We start from the raw sequence: 18,613 nt of genomic DNA, 5'->3' as shown, positions 1-18,613 counted from the left end.
ACCTATAACCTTACTATTGCAGCACCTATTCATTGTTATATCGTTATAATACTAAAATAATCTATTCTCAAAAGCATGATAAAAATCTTTTTTTTACCAATTGCGGGTTTATGAAGAATCACTATATTTGCACCAAGAAAAAATTTAGCAATGGCAAACCAAATTAAAGGTAAAATTTCTCAAATTATTGGTCCGGTAATCGACGTTGTCTTCACAGATGTGGAAGCTGTTCCAGCAATCTATGACGCGTTAGAAATTACAAAAGAAAACGGTGAAAAAGTAGTTTTAGAGGTAGAACAACATATTGGCGAAGATACAGTAAGATGTATCGCAATGGACGCTACTGACGGTCTTAAAAGAGGGCAGGACGTAATTGGATACGGAAATCCTATTATGATGCCAATCGGAGAGGCTGTAAACGGAAGACTATTCAACGTTGTTGGTGATGCTATCGACGGACTTCAAGATATTTCTAAGGAGGGTGGTCTACCAATTCACAGACCAGCTCCAAAATTTGATCAACTTTCAACTTCTGCAGAAGTTTTATTTACAGGTATTAAAGTAATCGACTTAGTTGAGCCTTACGCAAAAGGAGGTAAAATTGGTTTGTTCGGTGGTGCCGGTGTAGGTAAAACAGTATTGATTCAGGAGTTGATTAACAATATTGCAAAAGGACACGGAGGTCTTTCTGTTTTTGCCGGAGTAGGTGAAAGAACGAGAGAAGGAAATGACCTTTTGAGAGAGATGCTGGAATCAGGAATTATCAAGTATGGTGATGATTTCATGCACTCTATGGAAAACGGAGGTTGGGATCTTTCTAAAGTAGATTTAGAAGCTATGAAAGATTCTAAAGCTGCATTCGTTTTCGGACAGATGAACGAGCCGCCAGGTGCAAGAGCTAGAGTAGCACTTTCTGGTCTTACATTAGCTGAGTACTACAGAGACGGTGGAGAAAGCGGACAAGGTAGAGACGTACTTTTCTTCGTAGATAACATCTTCCGTTTTACACAGGCTGGTTCTGAGGTATCTGCACTTCTTGGTCGTATGCCATCAGCGGTAGGTTACCAACCAACTCTTGCTTCTGAAATGGGTGCGATGCAGGAAAGAATTACTTCAACTAAAAATGGTTCAATTACTTCAGTACAAGCGGTATACGTACCTGCGGATGACTTAACTGACCCGGCTCCTGCAACTACTTTTGCTCACTTGGATGCAACTACGGTACTTGATAGAAAGATTGCTTCATTAGGTATTTACCCAGCGGTAGATCCATTGGCTTCTACTTCAAGAATCCTTGCTCCGGAAGTTATCGGTCAGGAACACTATGACTGTGCTCAAAGAGTAAAAGAAATTCTTCAAAGATACAAAGCTCTTCAGGATATCATCGCAATCCTTGGTATGGAAGAACTTTCTGAAGAAGATAAATCTGTTGTATACCGTGCAAGAAAAGTTCAGAGATTCTTATCTCAGCCTTTCCACGTAGCAGAACAGTTTACAGGTATTCCAGGATCATTGGTAGATATTAAAGATACAATCAAAGGATTTACTATGATTATGGATGGTGAATTAGATCACTTGCCAGAAGCTGCTTTCAACTTGAAAGGAACTATCGAAGAAGCTATCGAAGCAGGACAAAAAATGTTAGCTGAAAACGCTTAATAATTAGACATAAAGATAAAAGATACCAGACATGAGACTTTAAGGTTGTCTGAAATCTGAAATCTGAAATCTTCAAATCTAAATTAAAATGAATATAAAAATTTTAACACCAGAATACGTAGTTTTTGAAGGAGAAGTAGACTCAGTATTATTGCCTGGAAAAAATGGTGAATTTCACATCATGAAAAACCACGCGGGAATTGTTTCTTCTTTGATCGGAGGTAATGTAAAGCTTTTTGCTAATTCTATTGATGAGGCTTTTGCTAAAAACTTTACCAAAGAAGCTGGAAAAGACTCTGTTTTTGCTTATGCTATCAAAAGCGGTGTTGTAGAATTTAATCATGATAAAGGTATTATCCTTTGTGAATAATTAAATGAAAAGCTAAATATATTTTCAAGAAAGTGTAACTTTGTGTTACACTTTTTTTATTTGTAAAAGTTTGATTGTATGAAGAGAGGCATAATCATATTCTTTACAGTTCTGGGTGTTTTCCTTCAAGCTCAGAATATCAAAACCAAAAGAGGAATAATCAATCTGGATGGTATTCCGGTAGCGAAACTGTCTAACAAATCCAGCGAATATACGTTTATGGATCTGAAGGAAACCCCAATGTATATTATAAAATTCATTGATAAAAGTATCGTTGATTCTGTTCGCGACAGCTATATCAGTATCAATAGAGTATATAACAGGGACAAAACGATTGAAATTGATTATTCATCACCTTCAGCGTTCTCCGGTGAAGAAAAGTCAGCAGTTTTTACTTCGGTTAAGGATCTTAAAATCATTGATAATAAAGGGATCAATGTGAAAAACCTTGATGAGATCTTTTCAAATGTTCCGAAAAGAAAGCTGGACAGCAAAACGAAAGATGCATACACGATCAGAAAGAAAATTGATAAGATGAATATTGAGGTCAATAAAGTGGGAGAGATCTTAAGTAATGGTGTTCCGGTGGGATATTTTACCAATCTGCCTGTAAGTTTCGGCTCACAGGATATAATTATGGATAAAACACCTATAGATATTGAGATTTATGATGCCAAAAGCAAACTAATCGGCAGGTATATTACGACCACAAAGCAATTAAAGACAGCAGGCGGAAAATCTTTCACGATTTACAAAGAAATGTCTGGGAGAGCTTCTATTCTAAAGTTCCCGACTTATAAAGCCCTTGCAGAACGCATGGCTATTATGGATCCTAATTTTATTAAAATTCAGGAAAAAGTATCTGTGGGTACTGTTTCAAAAGAAACCCCTAATTAATGCTTTAAAGAGAAAACAGATTTGTAAAATTTGTAATCTGTATTCGAGAGAAATAATATTTAATAGAAACGGGCTTTAGCCCGTTTGTTCGTTTAATAAAGTGACAATTGGCTTCAGCCAAAATAATTTTCATAAAGTAAAATGGAGCTTAATCATCCCATAGGATATAAAAAAGCACAAAACTTCCTATTTTTAAAAATCCCTGAGAAAAAATTGAAAATTTTTATAAACTTAAAATCACTCCATTTTCCTTCAACTGCTGCATTGGTTTTGAGAACCAGAATAGCTCAAAATCTTCAAAATTCTCTTCAAAGTGATTCTTAAGTTGTTGAATAGTAGGTTTTTTTGAGTTTTCAATAGAATTTTCTTCCAATACATTCATCAGCCATTCTGCCTTTTCCTGTTCCAGTTCAACCTTTACAATATTGGTTTTTAGGTGGAATGTAAGGATCGTATATGTACCAGAGTATTTCTTTTTATTTTTTACGCGATTCTCAGCGATTACATTTTTGGTCAGAAAGACAACTTTCGAATTGGTCTTCAGTTGAAACTGCCCATCTTCTAAAAGACAGTCGTGGATATAATCCGGATGAATAGTTGTTCTTGGAATTTTAAAATCAAACCATTCCTGAAGTGGCAGTTCAAAATTCACTCCATGCATAAAATTGAATAAAGATTTTTTCAATCCGAAACTGAACTTGTTATGATCAATTCCGGTTTTATCCTGAAAGTCTATATCATTATTGGCAAACAGAATTTCTTGTTTTATAGGAATTACTCCAAAATCCTCAGGCTTCATTCCAACAGGAGAATGGGCAGTCATTGCAAACTGATGCCAGAAACCACTTTGAAGAATTCCCATTTCAAACATCTGCCGGATCATTTCCAAAGAATCAACTGTTTCCTGAACGGTTTGGGTAGGGTAGCCATACATCAGATATGCATGCACCATAACTCCGGCTTCTGTAAAATTTCTTGTTACGTTGGCAACCTGTTCTACAGAAACTCCTTTGTCAATTAATTTCAGCAATCGGTCACTGGCCACTTCAAGTCCTCCGGAAACAGCAACACATCCCGAAAGTTTCAGGAGGTAGCATAAGTCTCTGGTGAAGCTTTTTTCAAAACGGATATTCGTCCACCAGGTAACGACAAGATTTCTTCGGAGAATTTCCAAAGCAACCTCTCTCATCAAAGCAGGCGGTGCAGCTTCATCCACAAAATGGAATCCTGTTTCACCTGTTGTTCTGATCAATTCTTCAATTCGGTTTACCAGGATCTTAGCAGAAATAGGCTCGTAGATTTTGATATAGTCTAAAGAAATATCACAGAATGTACATTTTCCCCAATAGCATCCATGGGCCATCGTGAGTTTGTTCCATCTTCCGTCACTCCATAAACTGTGCATGGGATTGGCGATTTCGATAACGGAAATATATTGATCCAGTCTTAGATCTGTATAATCCGGAGTACCGATATCAGCCTGTTTGTAGTCGTGTCTTTTTGAATTATTCTTATAAACAACTTCATTATTTTCGAGAAGAAAAGTTCTTTTAAATTCACCTTCTCCATTGGAAATTTCTAAATTTTGATGAAGAAGTTCAATAGGAAGTTCGCCATCATCTAGGGTAATAAAATCAAAGAATTCAAAAACTCTCTGATCTTTAATTTCTCTTAATTCGGTGTTGGGGAAACCTCCACCCATCGCAATTTTGATGTGAGGATGATTCATTTTGATCCATTGCGCACATTTGAAAGCAGAGTACAGATTGCCGGGAAAAGGGATTGAAAAGCAAACCAGTTTCGGCTGAACCGTTTCTATTTTTTCACGAAGAATTTTTAAAGTAAATTCATCAATAAATGTTGAGCCTCCAGATAATTTTGAATACAATTCATCAAAAGAATTGGCACTTTTTCCGAGACGTTCAGCATATCTGCTGAAACCAAAATCAGGATCAATATTTTCAACAATATAATCAGATATGTCTTCTAAGTATAAGGTTGCCAGATGTTTGGCTTTGTCCTGCAGACCCATATTTCCAAAAGCAAATTCCATATCATCCAGCTGGTTGAAACGGGAAGCTTCAGGAAGGAAGTTCATACTGCAGATCTGTCTTGCCAAAGTGGGCGTTTTGTCCTGTAAAAACAGAATAACCTGATCTATGGTCTTGATATATTCTTCTCTTAAGGCATAGATTCTCTGAGAATTTTCAGAGGTATCATGAAGATCAGTTTTTTTGCTGAAAACCTTCTGAATTCCGTCTTTTGAAAATAATTCCAAAATAACATCAATCCCCAAATCTACCTGATAACCGGAAATATTTTTGGTATTTAAAAATCCTTTAATATAAGCAGTTGCAGGATAAGGAGTGTTAAGTTGTGTAAAAGGCGGAGTAATAAGAAGCAGGTCTTTCAACAGAAATTTTTTGCAAAGTTATTCTAAAGTTTTTTTAGAAAAAAATTTTTTCTCCTGATTATAAACAGTGATGAAAAGTCTTTAGAGTTCTGGTTTATAACAATCTGTTGCTGTGGGATGTATCAAAATAAGTTAGTAGGTTTTACAAATAAGGCATCCGGAGGATTGGTATCAATAAAGTTTAAAAAAGAATCTTCATCAAAATATCCGTCTTCGTCAAGAATTTCGGGATTCAACAGTCCAATTTCACTTGGTTTTTCCATGCTGATATTTTCGATGAACTTTCCGGTTTTTCCTGTTATTTCGTTATGAAAACTAATTAAATACCTGGAATATATATTGCCTTCTGCAACCGTATAATGTCCGTTTTCTGCAATCAGAGAAGTCATAATACTTCCACCGATATACGTTTCATTATCATTACCAGATGCTCCGAATAATACTTTGCTGGTAACATTTCCGGAACAGTACAGTGAACCGTTGATGATAATATTTTCTGCCTGTATATTACCTGTTGCAATAAGAACGATATAGTCTTCAACAAAAAGGGTTTCGGATAAATGAATGTCACCTTCTATGAAAATGATTTTATAGCCCTCATTTTCATCGGTAATCAATTCAAGGGAAGTGCTGTTTTCGTTCTCTATAAGGACAATCTCTGGAGCGTCATTTTCATTATTAATGTGAAGGGAAGCATCTTTTATTTTTTCTGCTGTTTCCTCATCCAGCATTTCAAGAAACTCGGCAAGACTTTCTTCATCTAAAGAGCTTTCATTAAAGAAATTATTTTCCAGCGCTTCATGGGCAATGGTATATAGATTTTCAGATTTTTCTTTGAGTTTTTTGTATAATTGATCTTTGGTGAGTTTTTGTAATTCTTTCATCGGCTTTTAAAAGTATATACATTGGTCTGTTCAGTGGGGGAAACACTTATTAATAGACAGATGCAATATAATCAGATAAATTTTGTTATGCCAGAAAGTAAGGTATTTATTTTTTCAAATATTTTTCTTATGGGTGATTTCTTACGTTCAAATATTATATTTTTTTCACAAATAATCTGTTTTTTGAGCTTCTGCATATTGTTTTATGATTGTTGATATAAAAAAGAACATTGTTGAGCTTATATTTTGATATTATTTTTTTTGAAGCTTTTCATATGTGTATCTGTTCAGTTTTTTTTGATATATTGTTATGGTGATTTATTCAGAATCTATATAACAAGTTTTATTTACAATGTCAAAAGAAACCATTCCGCTTGTAGAATATTTTAAAAGCTATATTCCGCTTTCAAAGAAAGAAATTGAAGTGTTGAATGAACGTTTTGTTGAAAGGAGAATCAAACGAAAACAGTTTATTCTGAAAGAAAATGAAGTGTGTCAATATTATACATTTGTTGTCTCAGGATGTTTAAAAATGTACAATATAGATGGTAACGGCGAAGAACATAATCTCCAGTTTGCGGCAGAGAATGACTGGATTGTGGATATAGACAGTTTTCATAATAAAAAACCAAGTCAATTGTACATTGCGGCTCTTGAAACTTCTACTGTTTTGCAGATTGAAAAAAATGATCTTTGGTATCTTTATACTTATTATCCCAAATTTGACAGAAACTTCAGAATAATTATCGAACAGAAATTCATCGAGCTCCAAAATAGGGTACTCCAGAATATAAGTGCCACAGGAGAAGAAAAATATGAATTTTTCCTCAAACATTATGCTCAGCTGGCCAACAGGCTTCCCAATACACAGATTGCTTCCTATCTTGGAATTACTCCGCAATTCTTAAGCAAAATCCGCCAGCGGCGAATCAAAAACTGATGATAATACCCTGGAAAAATTGTTTATAAAGAATTAACTAAAAAATTAAATCAATTTTCTATATTTTGAGAAATAAATGAGTATTTTAGAATAATTTACTCATGTTAAATAAAATTGGCTCTGTTTGCATTTTGTGTTCTACAGCATGCCTATGAACAAATATAAAAAGGACAATGCCAATACATCAGTTACCTCCGGACGGAGGCATGTTATATAAAGAAACAGATATGGCTCAGTTTTTTCCTGAGCCGTTAAATGCGGTGACAGCTGTATTTTTTTTAGCCATAGCCATTTTTTGGACCCTTAAAATGAAAGGTAATTTTAAACAATATCCTTTTTTAACCTACTGTTTGGTTTTATTATATATTGGTGCCATAGGGGGAACTGTTTATCATTCATTCAGACAATGGCCGGTATTTATTATGATGGATTGGCTGCCCATCATGCTGCTCTGCCTGTCTGCCGGATTTTATTTTATAGCGCAGAGCACCAGATGGTATTATGCTGTTGTAATGGTTCTCGTATATGTACTGCTTATGTTTGCTTTGAGAAACTGGATTTTGATAGATAATCCATCTCTTTTTATCAACCTAAATTATGCAATCATGGCCTCATTTGTAGTTTTCTCGGTATTGCGTTATTTGATGTATACCCAATGGAAAGCTGGCAAATGGGTAGGCTTTGCTGTATTGTCATTTGTTTTTGCATTGACCTTCCGTATCGCTGATAAATGGGAATGGTTCAGTTTCGGAACCCATTTTTTATGGCATACTTTCGGGGCGGCAGCAACATTTTGTATGTTTAATTATATCAGTCTTACGCGGAATACAATTAGAAAAATATAAGTGTTTTTTATTTCTCTGCAACACAATGTCTCCTGACTTTGAGAGCGGCTTCATTCCAACTTATTGAAGGAAGGCTAGACTTGTTTGGCTTTAAGGAAAATACGTTTTTACTTCTTTGTTAAGCATTCTGTTTTTCTAACCATTTTAAAATTACTTGGGTAGTTTCTTCTGGCTTTTCTTGTTGAATCCAATGGCCGCAATCCAGACTCACAATATCCAGATTAGGAACAATATTTTTCAGGTTTTCAGATTTGGGAATTGTGTCCTGTTCACCATATATCATAAGAGTCGGTTGATGAATGATTGGGATTACGTCCGCCATTAAGTGCCAGTTTCTATCAAGGTTTCTGTACCAATTGATACTTCCTGTAAATCCTGATGCTTCGAAAGCAGAAACAAATACAGACAGTTCGTTGTCTTTCATTAAGGGTTCTCCCAGTGGATTTTCTGCTCTTGCAAGATTGATCATTAGCATTCCGGGTTCTGGTGGTGTTGCAGGTACATTTTTGCGGAATATGTTACGGAGGAACTGAGAGGTGTTTTCATTCATTATAGTATCTGCTGCTCCTGGCTGTCGATTGAAGTGGACAAAATAGAAGTCTCCTCCAAATATAGCTTCCATCAACTCAATCCATGGTTGTTCTCCGCGCTCCTGGTAAGGCAAGGCCAGATTTATTATTTTATTTACCCGCTTAGGATGCAATAGTGCCAGGTTCCAAACAACATTGGCTCCCCAATCGTGACCAACAAAAGTGGCATCTTCATATCCAAAGTAATCGAGTAGTGCGACCAGGTCACCTGTAAGGTGTACAATATCATATTCGGTTACTTCGGCCGGCCGGGATGAATTCCCATACCCTCTCTGATTGGGAATGATCACATGATAACCAGCTGCAACCAATGCTGAAACCTGATGACGCCAGGAAAAAGCATGTTCCGGAAAGCCGTGGCAAAGTACAATAGGTTTTCCAGCATTCTGTTTACCTGCTTCAAAAACTTCCAGTTCTATACCATTCACTGAAATAAGAGTAGGGTTGGGAAAATGGGTTGGCTTCAATACTGAGCTCATTTCGTTTGTCATTTTTATTCTTTTAAAGATTAATTAATGATGCAAACTTACATCAGTAAGGTGACAGCAGTGTGTCAGCAGTCAAAAATAAATGATATCTATTACCTTCTGCTGCGTAAAGTCTCCTCACTTTGAGCTGGTCAATAAGATTGTTTCCTTTACACGTGCTCCAAAGTCAGGAGATTTAGGAGAGCAGGTGTTTTCTTTTTATGAATCAAATATTTTTTGGGAATCAGCGTTATAATCCCTAATAACCTATTGAATGATGAACATCAGATACTTTACCCTTCTCCTGGGCCTATTTTGCACTAACCTTTTTGGACAGACTCCTGAAAAAATCACTTTTAAAGATACTCAGAACCATTATTTGAAATTACTTCCGAAGGATAAACCTGAAGGAATACTTGTTATTTTACCGGGTGGAGGTGAAAATGGCGAAAAAGTAATGAATCAGATTAAGCTGGATGATCTGGCATTGGAGAAGAATCTTATCGTATTACTCCCAACCTGGGAAGACGGGGATTTTGGATTTCATATAGAGCAGAAGTTTTTAGACAGAATGGTAAAAGATACAGTGGAAAAGCATAAAATTTCCAAAGATAAAATATCAATGGGAGGACTTTCCGGCGGAGGAATGCTGGCTTTTACCTATGCTGAAAGGGCAATCAGGGACAAAAACACCTATTTTATACCCAATTCTGTATTCGCTCTTGATGCACCGTTAGATTACGAGAATATGTATTACAGATTGCAGAGAGAGATGGAAAGAAACTATTCTGATATTGGCACTAATGAAGCTAAATATTTAACTGCTGAAATGGTTGATGCTATGGGTACACCGGATAAAAACAGAGCCAATTATGTAAGAGAATCCATGTTTTCTTATCGTGAAAAAGATGGCGGCAATGCGAAATATCTTCTGAATATCCCTATTCTGATTTATACAGAACCCGGGATTATATGGCAGATGGAAAACAGAGGAAGGGATATTTACGATCTTAATGTGGCAGATATTACAGCTATGATTAATCTATTACGACTAAAAGGCCACAAAAACGCTGATCTTGTCATCACCAACGATCGTGGAATTCGTCCGGACGGTACAAGACATCCTCATTCCTGGAGTATCATGGATTCTAAAGAATGTTTAAACTGGATATTAAAACATATGAGGGCATAAAGTTGCCACAGCTGATTGTATGTTTTACAGGTTTTACTAACGGATATACAGATAATAGTTCTGAAGAAGGGAAGGCGCAAAACCGTAGAGTAGAGCTGGTAAAAAAATGTAAACCCTACAAGAATACAGGATTAGATATTCTTTTGCTTAAAAAATCCCAACGAACACTGGGATTTTTTTGTTTTGATTTCTGCTGTGCAAATTCTCCCGATTTTGAGCTAGTAAATAAGATTATTTTCTTTAAAACTTGCTTCGAAGTTGGGAGACTTAGGAGAGTAGGGAATATGTTATTTAAAGTTAGGAACTCCCAAAAATGGGGTGAGATATCAGGCCAAATTTATACAGTTGTAAATAATATGGAAAAAGCTCTTCGGAGAATTATTTAATTGTAAATTTGCGCTATGTCAGAAAATAAAAAAATGAATACTAAGATAGGGATTTTTTCCTTTTTTGCAGGGGCTGGTTTTCTTGATTTAGGCTTTGAAACAACTAAAGGTTATGAAACTCTTTTTGTTAATGAATATCATAAACCATTCATGGAGATTTATAAATCTTCTAGAAAAGGATTGAAGATTAAAGAACCAATTTTTGGGCATAATACTGATGATATTTGTAATTTTCTTAGTGAAGAGAAGACTAATGAATTACAGGAAAATATAAATATTGCAAGAAATAAATTTGATTTAATTGGATTTATTGGAGGACCACCTTGTCCTGACTTTTCAGTGGGAGGAAAAAATAAGGGAATAGAAGGAGAAAATGGAAAGCTGTCTGGAACATATATTGAGTTAATTGTCAGAAATAATCCCGATTTCTTTCTTTTTGAAAATGTTAAGGGATTGTATAGAACAAAAAAACATAAGGCTTTTTTTGATGAAATGAAGCTTAAATTGATTTCAAATGGTTATTATTTAACAGAAAAGCTTATTAATGCTCTTGATTTTGGTGCACCTCAAGATAGAGAAAGAATTATTTTGTTAGGTTTTAAAAGGAATGTCTTATTAGAAATGGGAATGGAATTGAATGGTTCACCATTTTTAAAATCATTTGATTGGAATGTTAAAACAATATATAATTCTAAAGATGTTCTGTCTAAAGAGTGGCCTACACAAGAAACATATGTTGAAGACGGTTTGAAAACATTGCCTAAAGGAATTGAAAAAAAACTAACAGTTCAATATTGGTTTGATAAAAATGATGTAATGAATCATCCTAATTCAAAACACTATTTTCAGCCCAGAGCTGGTTTAATCAAATTTCAGTCAATTCAGGAAGGAGATGACCTTAAAAAGTCGTATAAAAGACTTCATCGTTGGCGTTATTCACCAACAGCGGCGTATGGAAATAATGAGGTTCATCTTCATCCTTATAAACCAAGGAGGCTTTCAGCTGCAGAGGCGTTGGCAATTCAATCTTTACCAATAAACTTTGTTATTCCTGAACATATTTCTTTGTCCAATATGTTTAAAACCATAGGAAATGGTGTGCCGTATCTTGCAGCTAAAGGATTGGCAGAAACAATAAGTATTTTTATTGAAAAAATAAAAAATAAAGAGTTAAAGCATGCAGAAATTATCAGCCAGTAATATTGTTGCATTTATCAACCAATTGGATAAAAGGCTCACATATAACTATATTAACCCTAAGACAAAAGGTGTTATTAAAATAGAAGGTGTTGATATGCCTGAGGGGCCAATTAGAATTAAAAGATGGAATCCTTCTTCAGGAGAAACTGAAGTAGACCAGAAAATTGAAAGTATTTCTAGTGAGATGATTTGGAGAGTAGCTAATGCTTTCAATCCAAACCAACCAATTAATTTTGATAGAGTTTTAGGTGCAAGCTATAATACTAGAAGTGTATTTGAAGCATTGCTCGCACATACACCAGAATTCTATTTTTGTTATCCAGGACGTGTTGAAAATAAGGGAGGAATTTCTTCAATCAAACATGGACATAAACATTTAGTATGGAGACCAGATGCTCCTCATAAAAGCGGTGTTTTAAGTAAGATTGAAACTGATATAGTAATTTCAGAAGTTCCAACACTTGATGTATTTTATGACTCTTTAGTTCTGCCCGACAATTTTGAGCAGCAAGAAATGGATATTGATGTAAAAAGAAGACATGCACAAATACAGATTGCACTTTACTTTATAGGTAAACAGTTGGATTTCAGAACATGGATCGCTCAAAATGATAAAGGAATTTTATACCAAAATAAGAGAATCGGGGAATATGAAGGAGTGATTGCATCGCTTAAAGATGAGAAATTAATGACGGCTTATGATGATGCTATTCAAGCAGCTCTACTTATTGATTGTATTTGGTTTAAAAACGGGAGACTTATGCCAGCTGTAATGGAGGTTGAACATTCAACAGGTGTAACAAGTGGTCTAACAAGAATGAAAAATTTTAAAGATAAATTTCCACCTTTTCCAACAAGATATGTTATTGTTGCTCCTGATGAGGATAGAGATAAGGTTATAAAAGAAGCAAACAAACCTCAATTCCATGATCTTGATACGAGATATTTTACTTATTCAGCTGTGGAAGAACTTTATGCATTGTGTCAGAAAAGGAAACTTAAGGGTGTAACTGAAGAGTTTTTAGATTGTTTTATGGAGCCTGTTTTAGTTAGTTAATAATATTATATTCTCCAAAGTCTACTGACTTTAGAGAATAATTTAGAACTATTTTAAACAGACTTCTTTTATCATATTTTTTATTGTCATATTTTCTAATTTTGATGCTAATGAATTTGTGATATTTTGTCCATTGAATAAATGCAGCGATGTATTATAAATGATACCTAAAAGAAAGTAACTTTCAGGTAGTTCTACTCCAACAGAGTTTGCATACAACAATTTGTTTTTTGTACCATGTACTCCCAAAAAAATTTGTTTATTCTGTTCACTAGCAATTAAATCGTATGCTTTTTTTTCAACAATTTTTCTTAATGCAAAACAAATTGCTAATGGATCATACTCTTGTTCTGATAAATAATTATTGACTTCCCTGTAAATTTTACGGTGAAATTTTTTTATATCTCCCCATTCTTTTACAAGACCTAAGGTTTGAAAGTCATTTTGAATGTCTATTTCATCTGGATGAAAATGAAAGAAATAAGTATCAACATTATCCTTAATTAAAGGATTTTCTCTAGTATAGATTAATCTATGTAAATGTTCAGTATTATTTATTCTAAAATCTTTTAAATAAAACACTTTCAATTTTCCATCACTAAAACAGAAATGATTGAAAAAGTTTGGATCTAAATGAGTTAATAATATTGGAAATATATTGATGCCATTATTGTTGGCAAATTCAATAAAATCAGTTAAAAAGTATTGGAACGAAATAAGATTTGCATCATCTAAATAATCGAAAATTTCATCAATTAATAAGATTTGGTTTTGTTTTTGGAAATTAATTCGAGCTTTCAATAATAAAGCTACAAAATTTAGAATATCTCTCTGTCCATTAGAAATTTCATGTGCTTTAGGCCAATTAATAACCAGTCTTTTGCCATCAATTTTTGGTTTAATTTCAAATCTGGTTGTATTGAAATCAGATATAAATCTTGTTACATAATTAACATACTTTACATATTCAGCATAACTATATATTTTCTCAATTTGAAACTTTGTATGACTATTAAATAGCTGATAAAATTGCCATGCACAAAGAAAAGATTTGCTTAATGTTTCTAGGGTAGGAAATTGATAATTATGTATGATTAATGTTAATTTTTTTATTTCATTATTACTATTTAGGAAATTATCAATATTTCTGTCTACCCAGGTTAAAATGGCTTCAGTTTTACCATTTATTGTATTAATTTTTTCAATAAATTCATTAATAGGGCTTTTAGCTCTTACTAAGGTTAATTCATGTATATTAATCTCATCAATAATTTTTTTTAATAAAGAAGGTTTATGAATATATCTTGGTATATCACTTAGAATTTTGGAGTTTGCTCCAAAATTTTTTTTCAAATCAGAAATTTTATAATTATATGTTTTCTTTTCAGGAATCTTATTGATAAGGATAGTCGGCTCAATATTAATAGAAAACTTGGAAATACTTCTACCCATATATCTTTGAACTGTACCAGAAGCTTTAAGCTGGCTATTTATAACAAAAATATCAAACTCATCTCTTATGTTATTTATTTGGTGGTTAGCTTCTAGGTCATGAATACCACTTGTATCTTCATATCTAATTTTAATACTAGGAATTAGCGTCTCATTCTTATTATGTCTATCGGTTTCTGATAATTCAATTTTAGGATCTGAGAGATAAGAAAATGCGATTCCTAGAGACGTTTTTCCAAAACCATTAGGAGCAACAAATATATTTACTTTATTAGGAATTAGCTCAAAATCTCTTTTTAGTAAAGATATTCCTTTAACATTATTAATTTCTATTGATTTTATTTTCATGGTTATGTTATTTTAGAAAATGTGATATACTATCACTGAATTTCCAAATATACAAAACACCTTTTATACTTTATTGTGGTTTACCATAAAGAACAAAATCCCAACTCTCGTCAGGATTATTCATTTATAAGTTTAAAGAAATCAGATAGACTAATTTTTCTTGCTTCACATATTTTAAAAAGTGTTTCAACTGGTATTCTGTAGGTCTCTTCACTTTTAATTTTTCTAATGGTACTTTCTTCTACACCATGATTTTTGGCAAAAGAATTTTGTGACTTGCCTTCTTGAAGCCAAGGTATCAACCATTTTTTTGTAATGTATAAACAAATTTTTTCGTTTATATCTGTCATGGAGCAAATGAAATAATTAAATAATAAAAAATTACGGTCGATCGACCGTAATTAGATTTCTTTTCTTACATTTATAAAAAAATACAAACAATGAAAAAGATAAAAACAGATTTCGATGCCCGGTTTTGGGCAGATAAGAAGTGCTCCGGGTTGCAGCTGATGGAAACGTTCTTTCAGTTCAATGAGCTGGATGTTTCCAAAGAAATTCTCAGTAACATTATGAATTATGCGGTAAAGAGGAATAGCTGGATCAATGAAGATCCGGCGGTGATCTTTGAGTTTTACCATTCGATGAGGTCGTTAATCCGGGCAGGCTATCTCATCATGCTGAAGGAAAAGAAATGGGCTGTTGACACCCGGCCGGAAAAGATTTCCCCGTGGGTTCTTGGCCTGCTTTCAGAGAAGGAATACCGGAATCCTCTGCTGGTTTTCAAAAAAGCATTCAGGGAATACACCCTCAAAGAATATGATTATTTTATGTCCGGAATCGTCTATTTCTCAATGGGTGTCTATGAAAATCTACCGGAAAGGAATATCGTGATGCCCTACATCCATACGGTTAAAATGCTGGATGCTGCCCACCTTATTCTTCAAAGAAGGAGAGAAAAGAAAATGGCTGAAACCATTTCAGGATAAGAAGGTTGTGCGCAAACAAAAAGTAGGAGTTGTAGATCAGTCTCAAAACTTGGGAAGAAATAAAAGTTTTAATTCATCTGAATAGAAAAAATGATTTTATAAATTTCAATAAGTCCAATACAGACAAATCGATCTGGAATGAAAAAAGCACCACTTTTTAAAGTAGTGCTTTTTAATTGTTATTTTTTAGAAGACAAAAGTGGGTTAATTTTCAAAATCATTTCCTTCGCATTTTGATTGGTGGGGTCCAGCTCTAATGATTTCTGATAATCGTCTTTTGATAATTGATATTCTTTTTTATTGAAATAGGCTTCACCGCGACTGTCATAAACGTTGGCTGATCCGGGAAATTCAGAAACATTAAGGCTGAAAATTTTAAGGGCTGAATCTACATTTCCACCCCTTAATAGTTCATATCCTAGTTTATTAAGCTCGCCTGGGTTCTCAAAGCTATATTCATTTTTAGATTTTTCTTTGAGTACATGATAGGTTTCTATAGCCTTATTTACGTCACCCAGAGATTCTTTTCTGATCTGTTGATAAATAGATTTTTTAGGAATTTCGTACTCTTTTCCCAACATTAGGTTGTGAATAATATGCCCCAGGTCCCACACTCTATTTAGATTATTAGACACCAGAATTATGGTAATATTATTTTTAAAATCGTTTAAATAGATAGATTCAAATTTATAAGAAACGCCATTATGTCTTTGCAATTCGTCATTTTCAAAGTATCTGCCAAGTGACCCGCCTTCATCTTTTGCGTATGGGTTATTCAGCAAAGTCTGAAGAGATTCTTTGGATATTAATCGATTAGAATTCAGTGCTTCAATCCATTTATAGAGATCATTACTATCTACCCAGAGCCATCCGCTGATAAATTTCAATTCCGGGCATCGGGCATTGTCCATATCATAACACGATGTTCGGTTTTTATAACCCAATTTGGGCTCAAATACCGAATTGGTCATTTTCAATGGCTTAACTATATTTTTAATGACAAATTCCTCAAATGATATTCCGGTTACCTTTTCAATTATTCTTCTTTGTAGAAATACATTTCCATTATCATACCTGTAACTGGTTCCCGGTTCAAAGAGCAGGCTGTCATTACTTCTCAAAATATTCCACGCCTCCGCATCATTTTCGGGTTTTAATTGTTCGATGGGAGGAATACCACTGGCATAATTAATAAGATGTCTTATGGTCACTTTTTCAGACCATTTCGGCAGGCCCAAATTAAATTTGGATACCTTGTCATCAAGACTAAGAAGACCACGTTCCACTAAAATCATGATGGCAACAGCATTGAATTCCTTTGCAATGGAGCCAATATTAAATATCGACTTATCATTTAAATAAGTTGTATGCGTTTCATCTGTAAAACCAAATGATTTCTGATAGATGATTTTATTATTTTTAGCGATCAGGACATTTCCATTGAATAAACCTCTTTCATAGGATTTTGCCATTAAGGAATCAATTTGATTAACGTGTCTATTTTTCGTTTTATCAAATGTGATATCTTTTTTTTGTTGCGTAACGAATTGAATATTTTTCTCACTTTTTTGAGAAAATACAGGTATTGAAAATAGAAAAAGAAAGGGTACAATTATATTTTTCATGAGTTTTTTTGAATTTGTTTTTTTGAATTTGTTTTTTTGATGCAAATATGCTTCAGAAAGTCTCAGGACGCGACCGATTAAAAAAAATCGAACTCATTTTTTGAAAATAATTTGATTTTACAAAGTTTGTTTTCTGTAATCTGTTGGTGTTTTTCCTGTATATTTTTTGAAAGAGGTATTAAAGGAAGATTTGGAATTAAAACCAACCTGATACAAAATTTCCAAAACAGTCAGTTCTTTTTGAGAAGGATCTTTTAGGATTTGCATTGCTTTTTCAATTCTGTATTCATTCACGAAATCAAAAAAGTGTTTATCCATATACAAATTAATCAAAGTAGATAAATCTTTAACAGGCATTTCTACTTGCTCTGCTAAATCCTGAATGGTTAATGAGGAATCCAGATAAGGCTCTTTTTCAACCATAAAATCTTTTAAAAATTTAATTTCCTTATTTTTTTCTTCAACTGGGAGAAGGCTGGTTTTTTGTTTTGGAACAACTTCTGTGATAGGTTTCAGCTCAGAATCTACTCCTCGAAAAAATTCCGGATTGTTTAATGCAGTAAATAGATACCAGCAGGTACAAAATAAAAACGCACACCCATCAAGGATTACAATCCATTGTCTGACCTCTCCTAAACCAAATGTAAAAGTAACCAGCCATCTTAGAAGTACTAAAAAATGTATGAAATAATATAAAATTGTTATTTTGTATAGCGCGTTAAGTACGGAAATATTCGGATTCGTATAATTCTCGAGATAGACCGTTCTGGATTTTCTAATAACTAGAAATGAAGCAATAAAATACACTTGAAACAAAAATTCAAAAAGAAATTGAAAAAATTGCATTAAAGGCATATCATTCATGCCATTTATAAAATCTATTTTCGAGGCTCTGTCTACAAAATAGATTCCCCACATTAAATACAAATTGTAAGCAACAAAGGGAATTGCATGCAGTAAATATTTCGGTTTTAAGCGAAAATTGGAGTAACAAACAGACAATACATAGAGATAAAACGATGCCGGGACCAAATAAACAATACTCCAACGAAACGCCTCCAGGTTGATATAATTAACAGGAAATTCTCGCTGTAAAAATTTTAATGCATCTACGGCATTGGTAAAAACAAAAAAAGCAAAAAGCCAATTTGAAAGTCTGTGCTTGGCTTTTACGGTAATCAAAAACAAGGCAAGCAAAAGTACCATGAAAATCCCAATAGAGGAAACGAGTTCTAAAAAGTTGTATTTGTCCATTGTTTCTAATAGAAATACAAATTTAATTCTTCCCAAATTAAAATATTT

General features: G+C 33.8%; 17 protein-coding genes. 10 read left to right on the top strand and 7 right to left on the bottom strand.

Annotated features, from left to right (window positions below; all coding sequences use genetic code 11):
• Positions 1-150: 150 nt before the first annotated feature.
• The 3 genes from atpD (at position 151) to KYG33_RS04555 (ending at position 2,926) form a co-directional block, all read left to right on the top strand.
• Positions 151-1,659, top strand: coding sequence for a F0F1 ATP synthase subunit beta (gene atpD / locus KYG33_RS04565; RefSeq protein ID WP_077417072.1), 1,509 nt, complete (start codon positions 151-153; stop codon positions 1,657-1,659).
• Positions 1,660-1,747: 88 nt separating this feature from the next.
• Complete coding sequence (locus KYG33_RS04560) at positions 1,748-2,029, top strand: FoF1 ATP synthase subunit delta/epsilon (protein ID WP_077417074.1); 282 nt, start codon at positions 1,748-1,750, stop codon at positions 2,027-2,029.
• Between the two features lie 78 nt (positions 2,030-2,107).
• Complete coding sequence (locus tag KYG33_RS04555) at positions 2,108-2,926, top strand: hypothetical protein (RefSeq protein ID WP_219072766.1); 819 nt, start codon at positions 2,108-2,110, stop codon at positions 2,924-2,926.
• Between the two features lie 223 nt (positions 2,927-3,149).
• Here KYG33_RS04555 and KYG33_RS04550 read toward each other — a convergent pair whose 3' ends face one another.
• Positions 3,150-5,339, bottom strand: a complete 2,190-nt coding sequence (locus KYG33_RS04550) for a B12-binding domain-containing radical SAM protein (protein ID WP_219072765.1) — start codon at positions 5,337-5,339, stop codon at positions 3,150-3,152.
• A gap of 122 nt (positions 5,340-5,461) precedes the next feature.
• A complete protein-coding gene (locus tag KYG33_RS04545; RefSeq protein WP_180563843.1) occupies positions 5,462-6,223 on the bottom strand; it encodes a hypothetical protein in 762 nt (253 codons plus the stop codon).
• A gap of 352 nt (positions 6,224-6,575) precedes the next feature.
• Here KYG33_RS04545 and KYG33_RS04540 point away from each other — a divergent pair, with 352 nt between their 5' ends.
• Entirely contained in the window at positions 6,576-7,163 is a 588-nt protein-coding gene (locus KYG33_RS04540) for a Crp/Fnr family transcriptional regulator (protein WP_219072764.1), read from the top strand.
• A 173-nt stretch (positions 7,164-7,336) separates the two neighbouring features.
• Positions 7,337-8,008 (top strand): hypothetical protein, encoded by a 672-nt coding sequence (locus tag KYG33_RS04535; protein ID WP_219072763.1) that lies wholly within the window; start codon positions 7,337-7,339, stop codon positions 8,006-8,008.
• A gap of 118 nt (positions 8,009-8,126) precedes the next feature.
• On the opposite strand, the gene KYG33_RS04530 is transcribed toward KYG33_RS04535, so the two are convergent.
• The gene (locus KYG33_RS04530; protein ID WP_219072762.1) at positions 8,127-9,089 is read right to left on the bottom strand and encodes an alpha/beta fold hydrolase; all 963 of its coding nucleotides are present in this window, start codon (positions 9,087-9,089) and stop codon (positions 8,127-8,129) included.
• 250 nt (positions 9,090-9,339) lie between these two features.
• On the opposite strand from KYG33_RS04530, the gene KYG33_RS04525 reads away from it, so the two are divergent.
• The 4 genes from KYG33_RS04525 to KYG33_RS04510 are packed head-to-tail and all read left to right on the top strand — an operon-like array spanning position 9,340 to position 12,900.
• Entirely contained in the window at positions 9,340-10,257 is a 918-nt protein-coding gene (locus KYG33_RS04525; RefSeq protein ID WP_219072761.1) for a hypothetical protein, read from the top strand.
• Positions 10,221-10,643, top strand: a complete 423-nt coding sequence (locus tag KYG33_RS04520; RefSeq protein ID WP_219072760.1) for a hypothetical protein — start codon at positions 10,221-10,223, stop codon at positions 10,641-10,643. The genes KYG33_RS04525 and KYG33_RS04520 overlap by 37 nt, the downstream gene beginning before the upstream one ends.
• Positions 10,644-10,658: 15 nt before the next feature.
• On the top strand, positions 10,659-11,843 hold the full coding sequence (locus KYG33_RS04515) for a DNA cytosine methyltransferase (RefSeq protein WP_219072759.1): 1,185 nt from the start codon (positions 10,659-10,661) through the stop codon (positions 11,841-11,843).
• Positions 11,821-12,900, top strand: a complete 1,080-nt coding sequence (locus KYG33_RS04510) for a hypothetical protein (RefSeq protein WP_219072758.1) — start codon at positions 11,821-11,823, stop codon at positions 12,898-12,900. The genes KYG33_RS04515 and KYG33_RS04510 overlap by 23 nt, the downstream gene beginning before the upstream one ends.
• 48 nt (positions 12,901-12,948) lie before the next feature.
• On the opposite strand, the gene KYG33_RS04505 is transcribed toward KYG33_RS04510, so the two are convergent.
• Both KYG33_RS04505 and KYG33_RS04500 read right to left on the bottom strand, forming a co-directional pair.
• Positions 12,949-14,700, bottom strand: coding sequence for a hypothetical protein (locus tag KYG33_RS04505; protein WP_219072757.1), 1,752 nt, complete (start codon positions 14,698-14,700; stop codon positions 12,949-12,951).
• A 116-nt stretch (positions 14,701-14,816) separates the two neighbouring features.
• Positions 14,817-15,050, bottom strand: a complete 234-nt coding sequence (locus tag KYG33_RS04500; RefSeq protein ID WP_047486272.1) for a helix-turn-helix domain-containing protein — start codon at positions 15,048-15,050, stop codon at positions 14,817-14,819.
• A gap of 90 nt (positions 15,051-15,140) precedes the next feature.
• On the opposite strand from KYG33_RS04500, the gene KYG33_RS04495 reads away from it, so the two are divergent.
• The gene (locus tag KYG33_RS04495) at positions 15,141-15,686 is read left to right on the top strand and encodes a hypothetical protein (protein ID WP_219072756.1); all 546 of its coding nucleotides are present in this window, start codon (positions 15,141-15,143) and stop codon (positions 15,684-15,686) included.
• A gap of 179 nt (positions 15,687-15,865) precedes the next feature.
• On the opposite strand, the gene KYG33_RS04490 is transcribed toward KYG33_RS04495, so the two are convergent.
• Together KYG33_RS04490 and KYG33_RS04485 are read right to left on the bottom strand one after the other, a co-directional pair.
• Positions 15,866-17,158, bottom strand: coding sequence for a serine hydrolase (locus KYG33_RS04490; protein WP_257468921.1), 1,293 nt, complete (start codon positions 17,156-17,158; stop codon positions 15,866-15,868).
• Positions 17,159-17,428: 270 nt separating this feature from the next.
• Positions 17,429-18,493 carry a helix-turn-helix domain-containing protein gene (locus KYG33_RS04485; protein WP_257468920.1) on the bottom strand — a complete coding sequence of 355 codons (1,065 nt, stop codon included), beginning with the start codon at positions 18,491-18,493 and terminating at the stop codon, positions 17,429-17,431.
• Positions 18,494-18,613 lie beyond the last annotated feature (120 nt).

Source organism: Chryseobacterium sp. D764, from assembly GCF_019317325.1.
Taxonomy (GTDB): Bacteria; Bacteroidota; Bacteroidia; order Flavobacteriales; family Weeksellaceae; genus Chryseobacterium.
Note: the sequence above shows the minus strand (reverse complement) of the source record. Positions and strands in the feature narration are given on the sequence as shown.

Excerpts from the sequence above, each read along its gene's own strand:
- atpD (WP_077417072.1), top strand. The coding sequence starts at position 151 with ATGGCAAACCAAATTAAAGGTAAAATTTCTCAAATTATTGGTCCGGTA.
- KYG33_RS04560 (WP_077417074.1), top strand. The coding sequence starts at position 1,748 with ATGAATATAAAAATTTTAACACCAGAATACGTAGTTTTTGAAGGAGAA.
- KYG33_RS04555 (WP_219072766.1), top strand. The coding sequence starts at position 2,108 with ATGAAGAGAGGCATAATCATATTCTTTACAGTTCTGGGTGTTTTCCTT.
- KYG33_RS04545 (WP_180563843.1), bottom strand. The coding sequence starts at position 6,223 with ATGAAAGAATTACAAAAACTCACCAAAGATCAATTATACAAAAAACTC.
- KYG33_RS04540 (WP_219072764.1), top strand. The coding sequence starts at position 6,576 with ATGTCAAAAGAAACCATTCCGCTTGTAGAATATTTTAAAAGCTATATT.
- KYG33_RS04535 (WP_219072763.1), top strand. The coding sequence starts at position 7,337 with ATGCCAATACATCAGTTACCTCCGGACGGAGGCATGTTATATAAAGAA.
- KYG33_RS04530 (WP_219072762.1), bottom strand. The coding sequence starts at position 9,089 with ATGACAAACGAAATGAGCTCAGTATTGAAGCCAACCCATTTTCCCAAC.
- KYG33_RS04525 (WP_219072761.1), top strand. The coding sequence starts at position 9,340 with ATGATGAACATCAGATACTTTACCCTTCTCCTGGGCCTATTTTGCACT.
- KYG33_RS04520 (WP_219072760.1), top strand. The coding sequence starts at position 10,221 with ATGTTTAAACTGGATATTAAAACATATGAGGGCATAAAGTTGCCACAG.
- KYG33_RS04515 (WP_219072759.1), top strand. The coding sequence starts at position 10,659 with ATGTCAGAAAATAAAAAAATGAATACTAAGATAGGGATTTTTTCCTTT.
- KYG33_RS04510 (WP_219072758.1), top strand. The coding sequence starts at position 11,821 with ATGCAGAAATTATCAGCCAGTAATATTGTTGCATTTATCAACCAATTG.
- KYG33_RS04505 (WP_219072757.1), bottom strand. The coding sequence starts at position 14,700 with ATGAAAATAAAATCAATAGAAATTAATAATGTTAAAGGAATATCTTTA.
- KYG33_RS04500 (WP_047486272.1), bottom strand. The coding sequence starts at position 15,050 with ATGACAGATATAAACGAAAAAATTTGTTTATACATTACAAAAAAATGG.
- KYG33_RS04495 (WP_219072756.1), top strand. The coding sequence starts at position 15,141 with ATGAAAAAGATAAAAACAGATTTCGATGCCCGGTTTTGGGCAGATAAG.
- KYG33_RS04490 (WP_257468921.1), bottom strand. The coding sequence starts at position 17,158 with ATGGCAAAATCCTATGAAAGAGGTTTATTCAATGGAAATGTCCTGATC.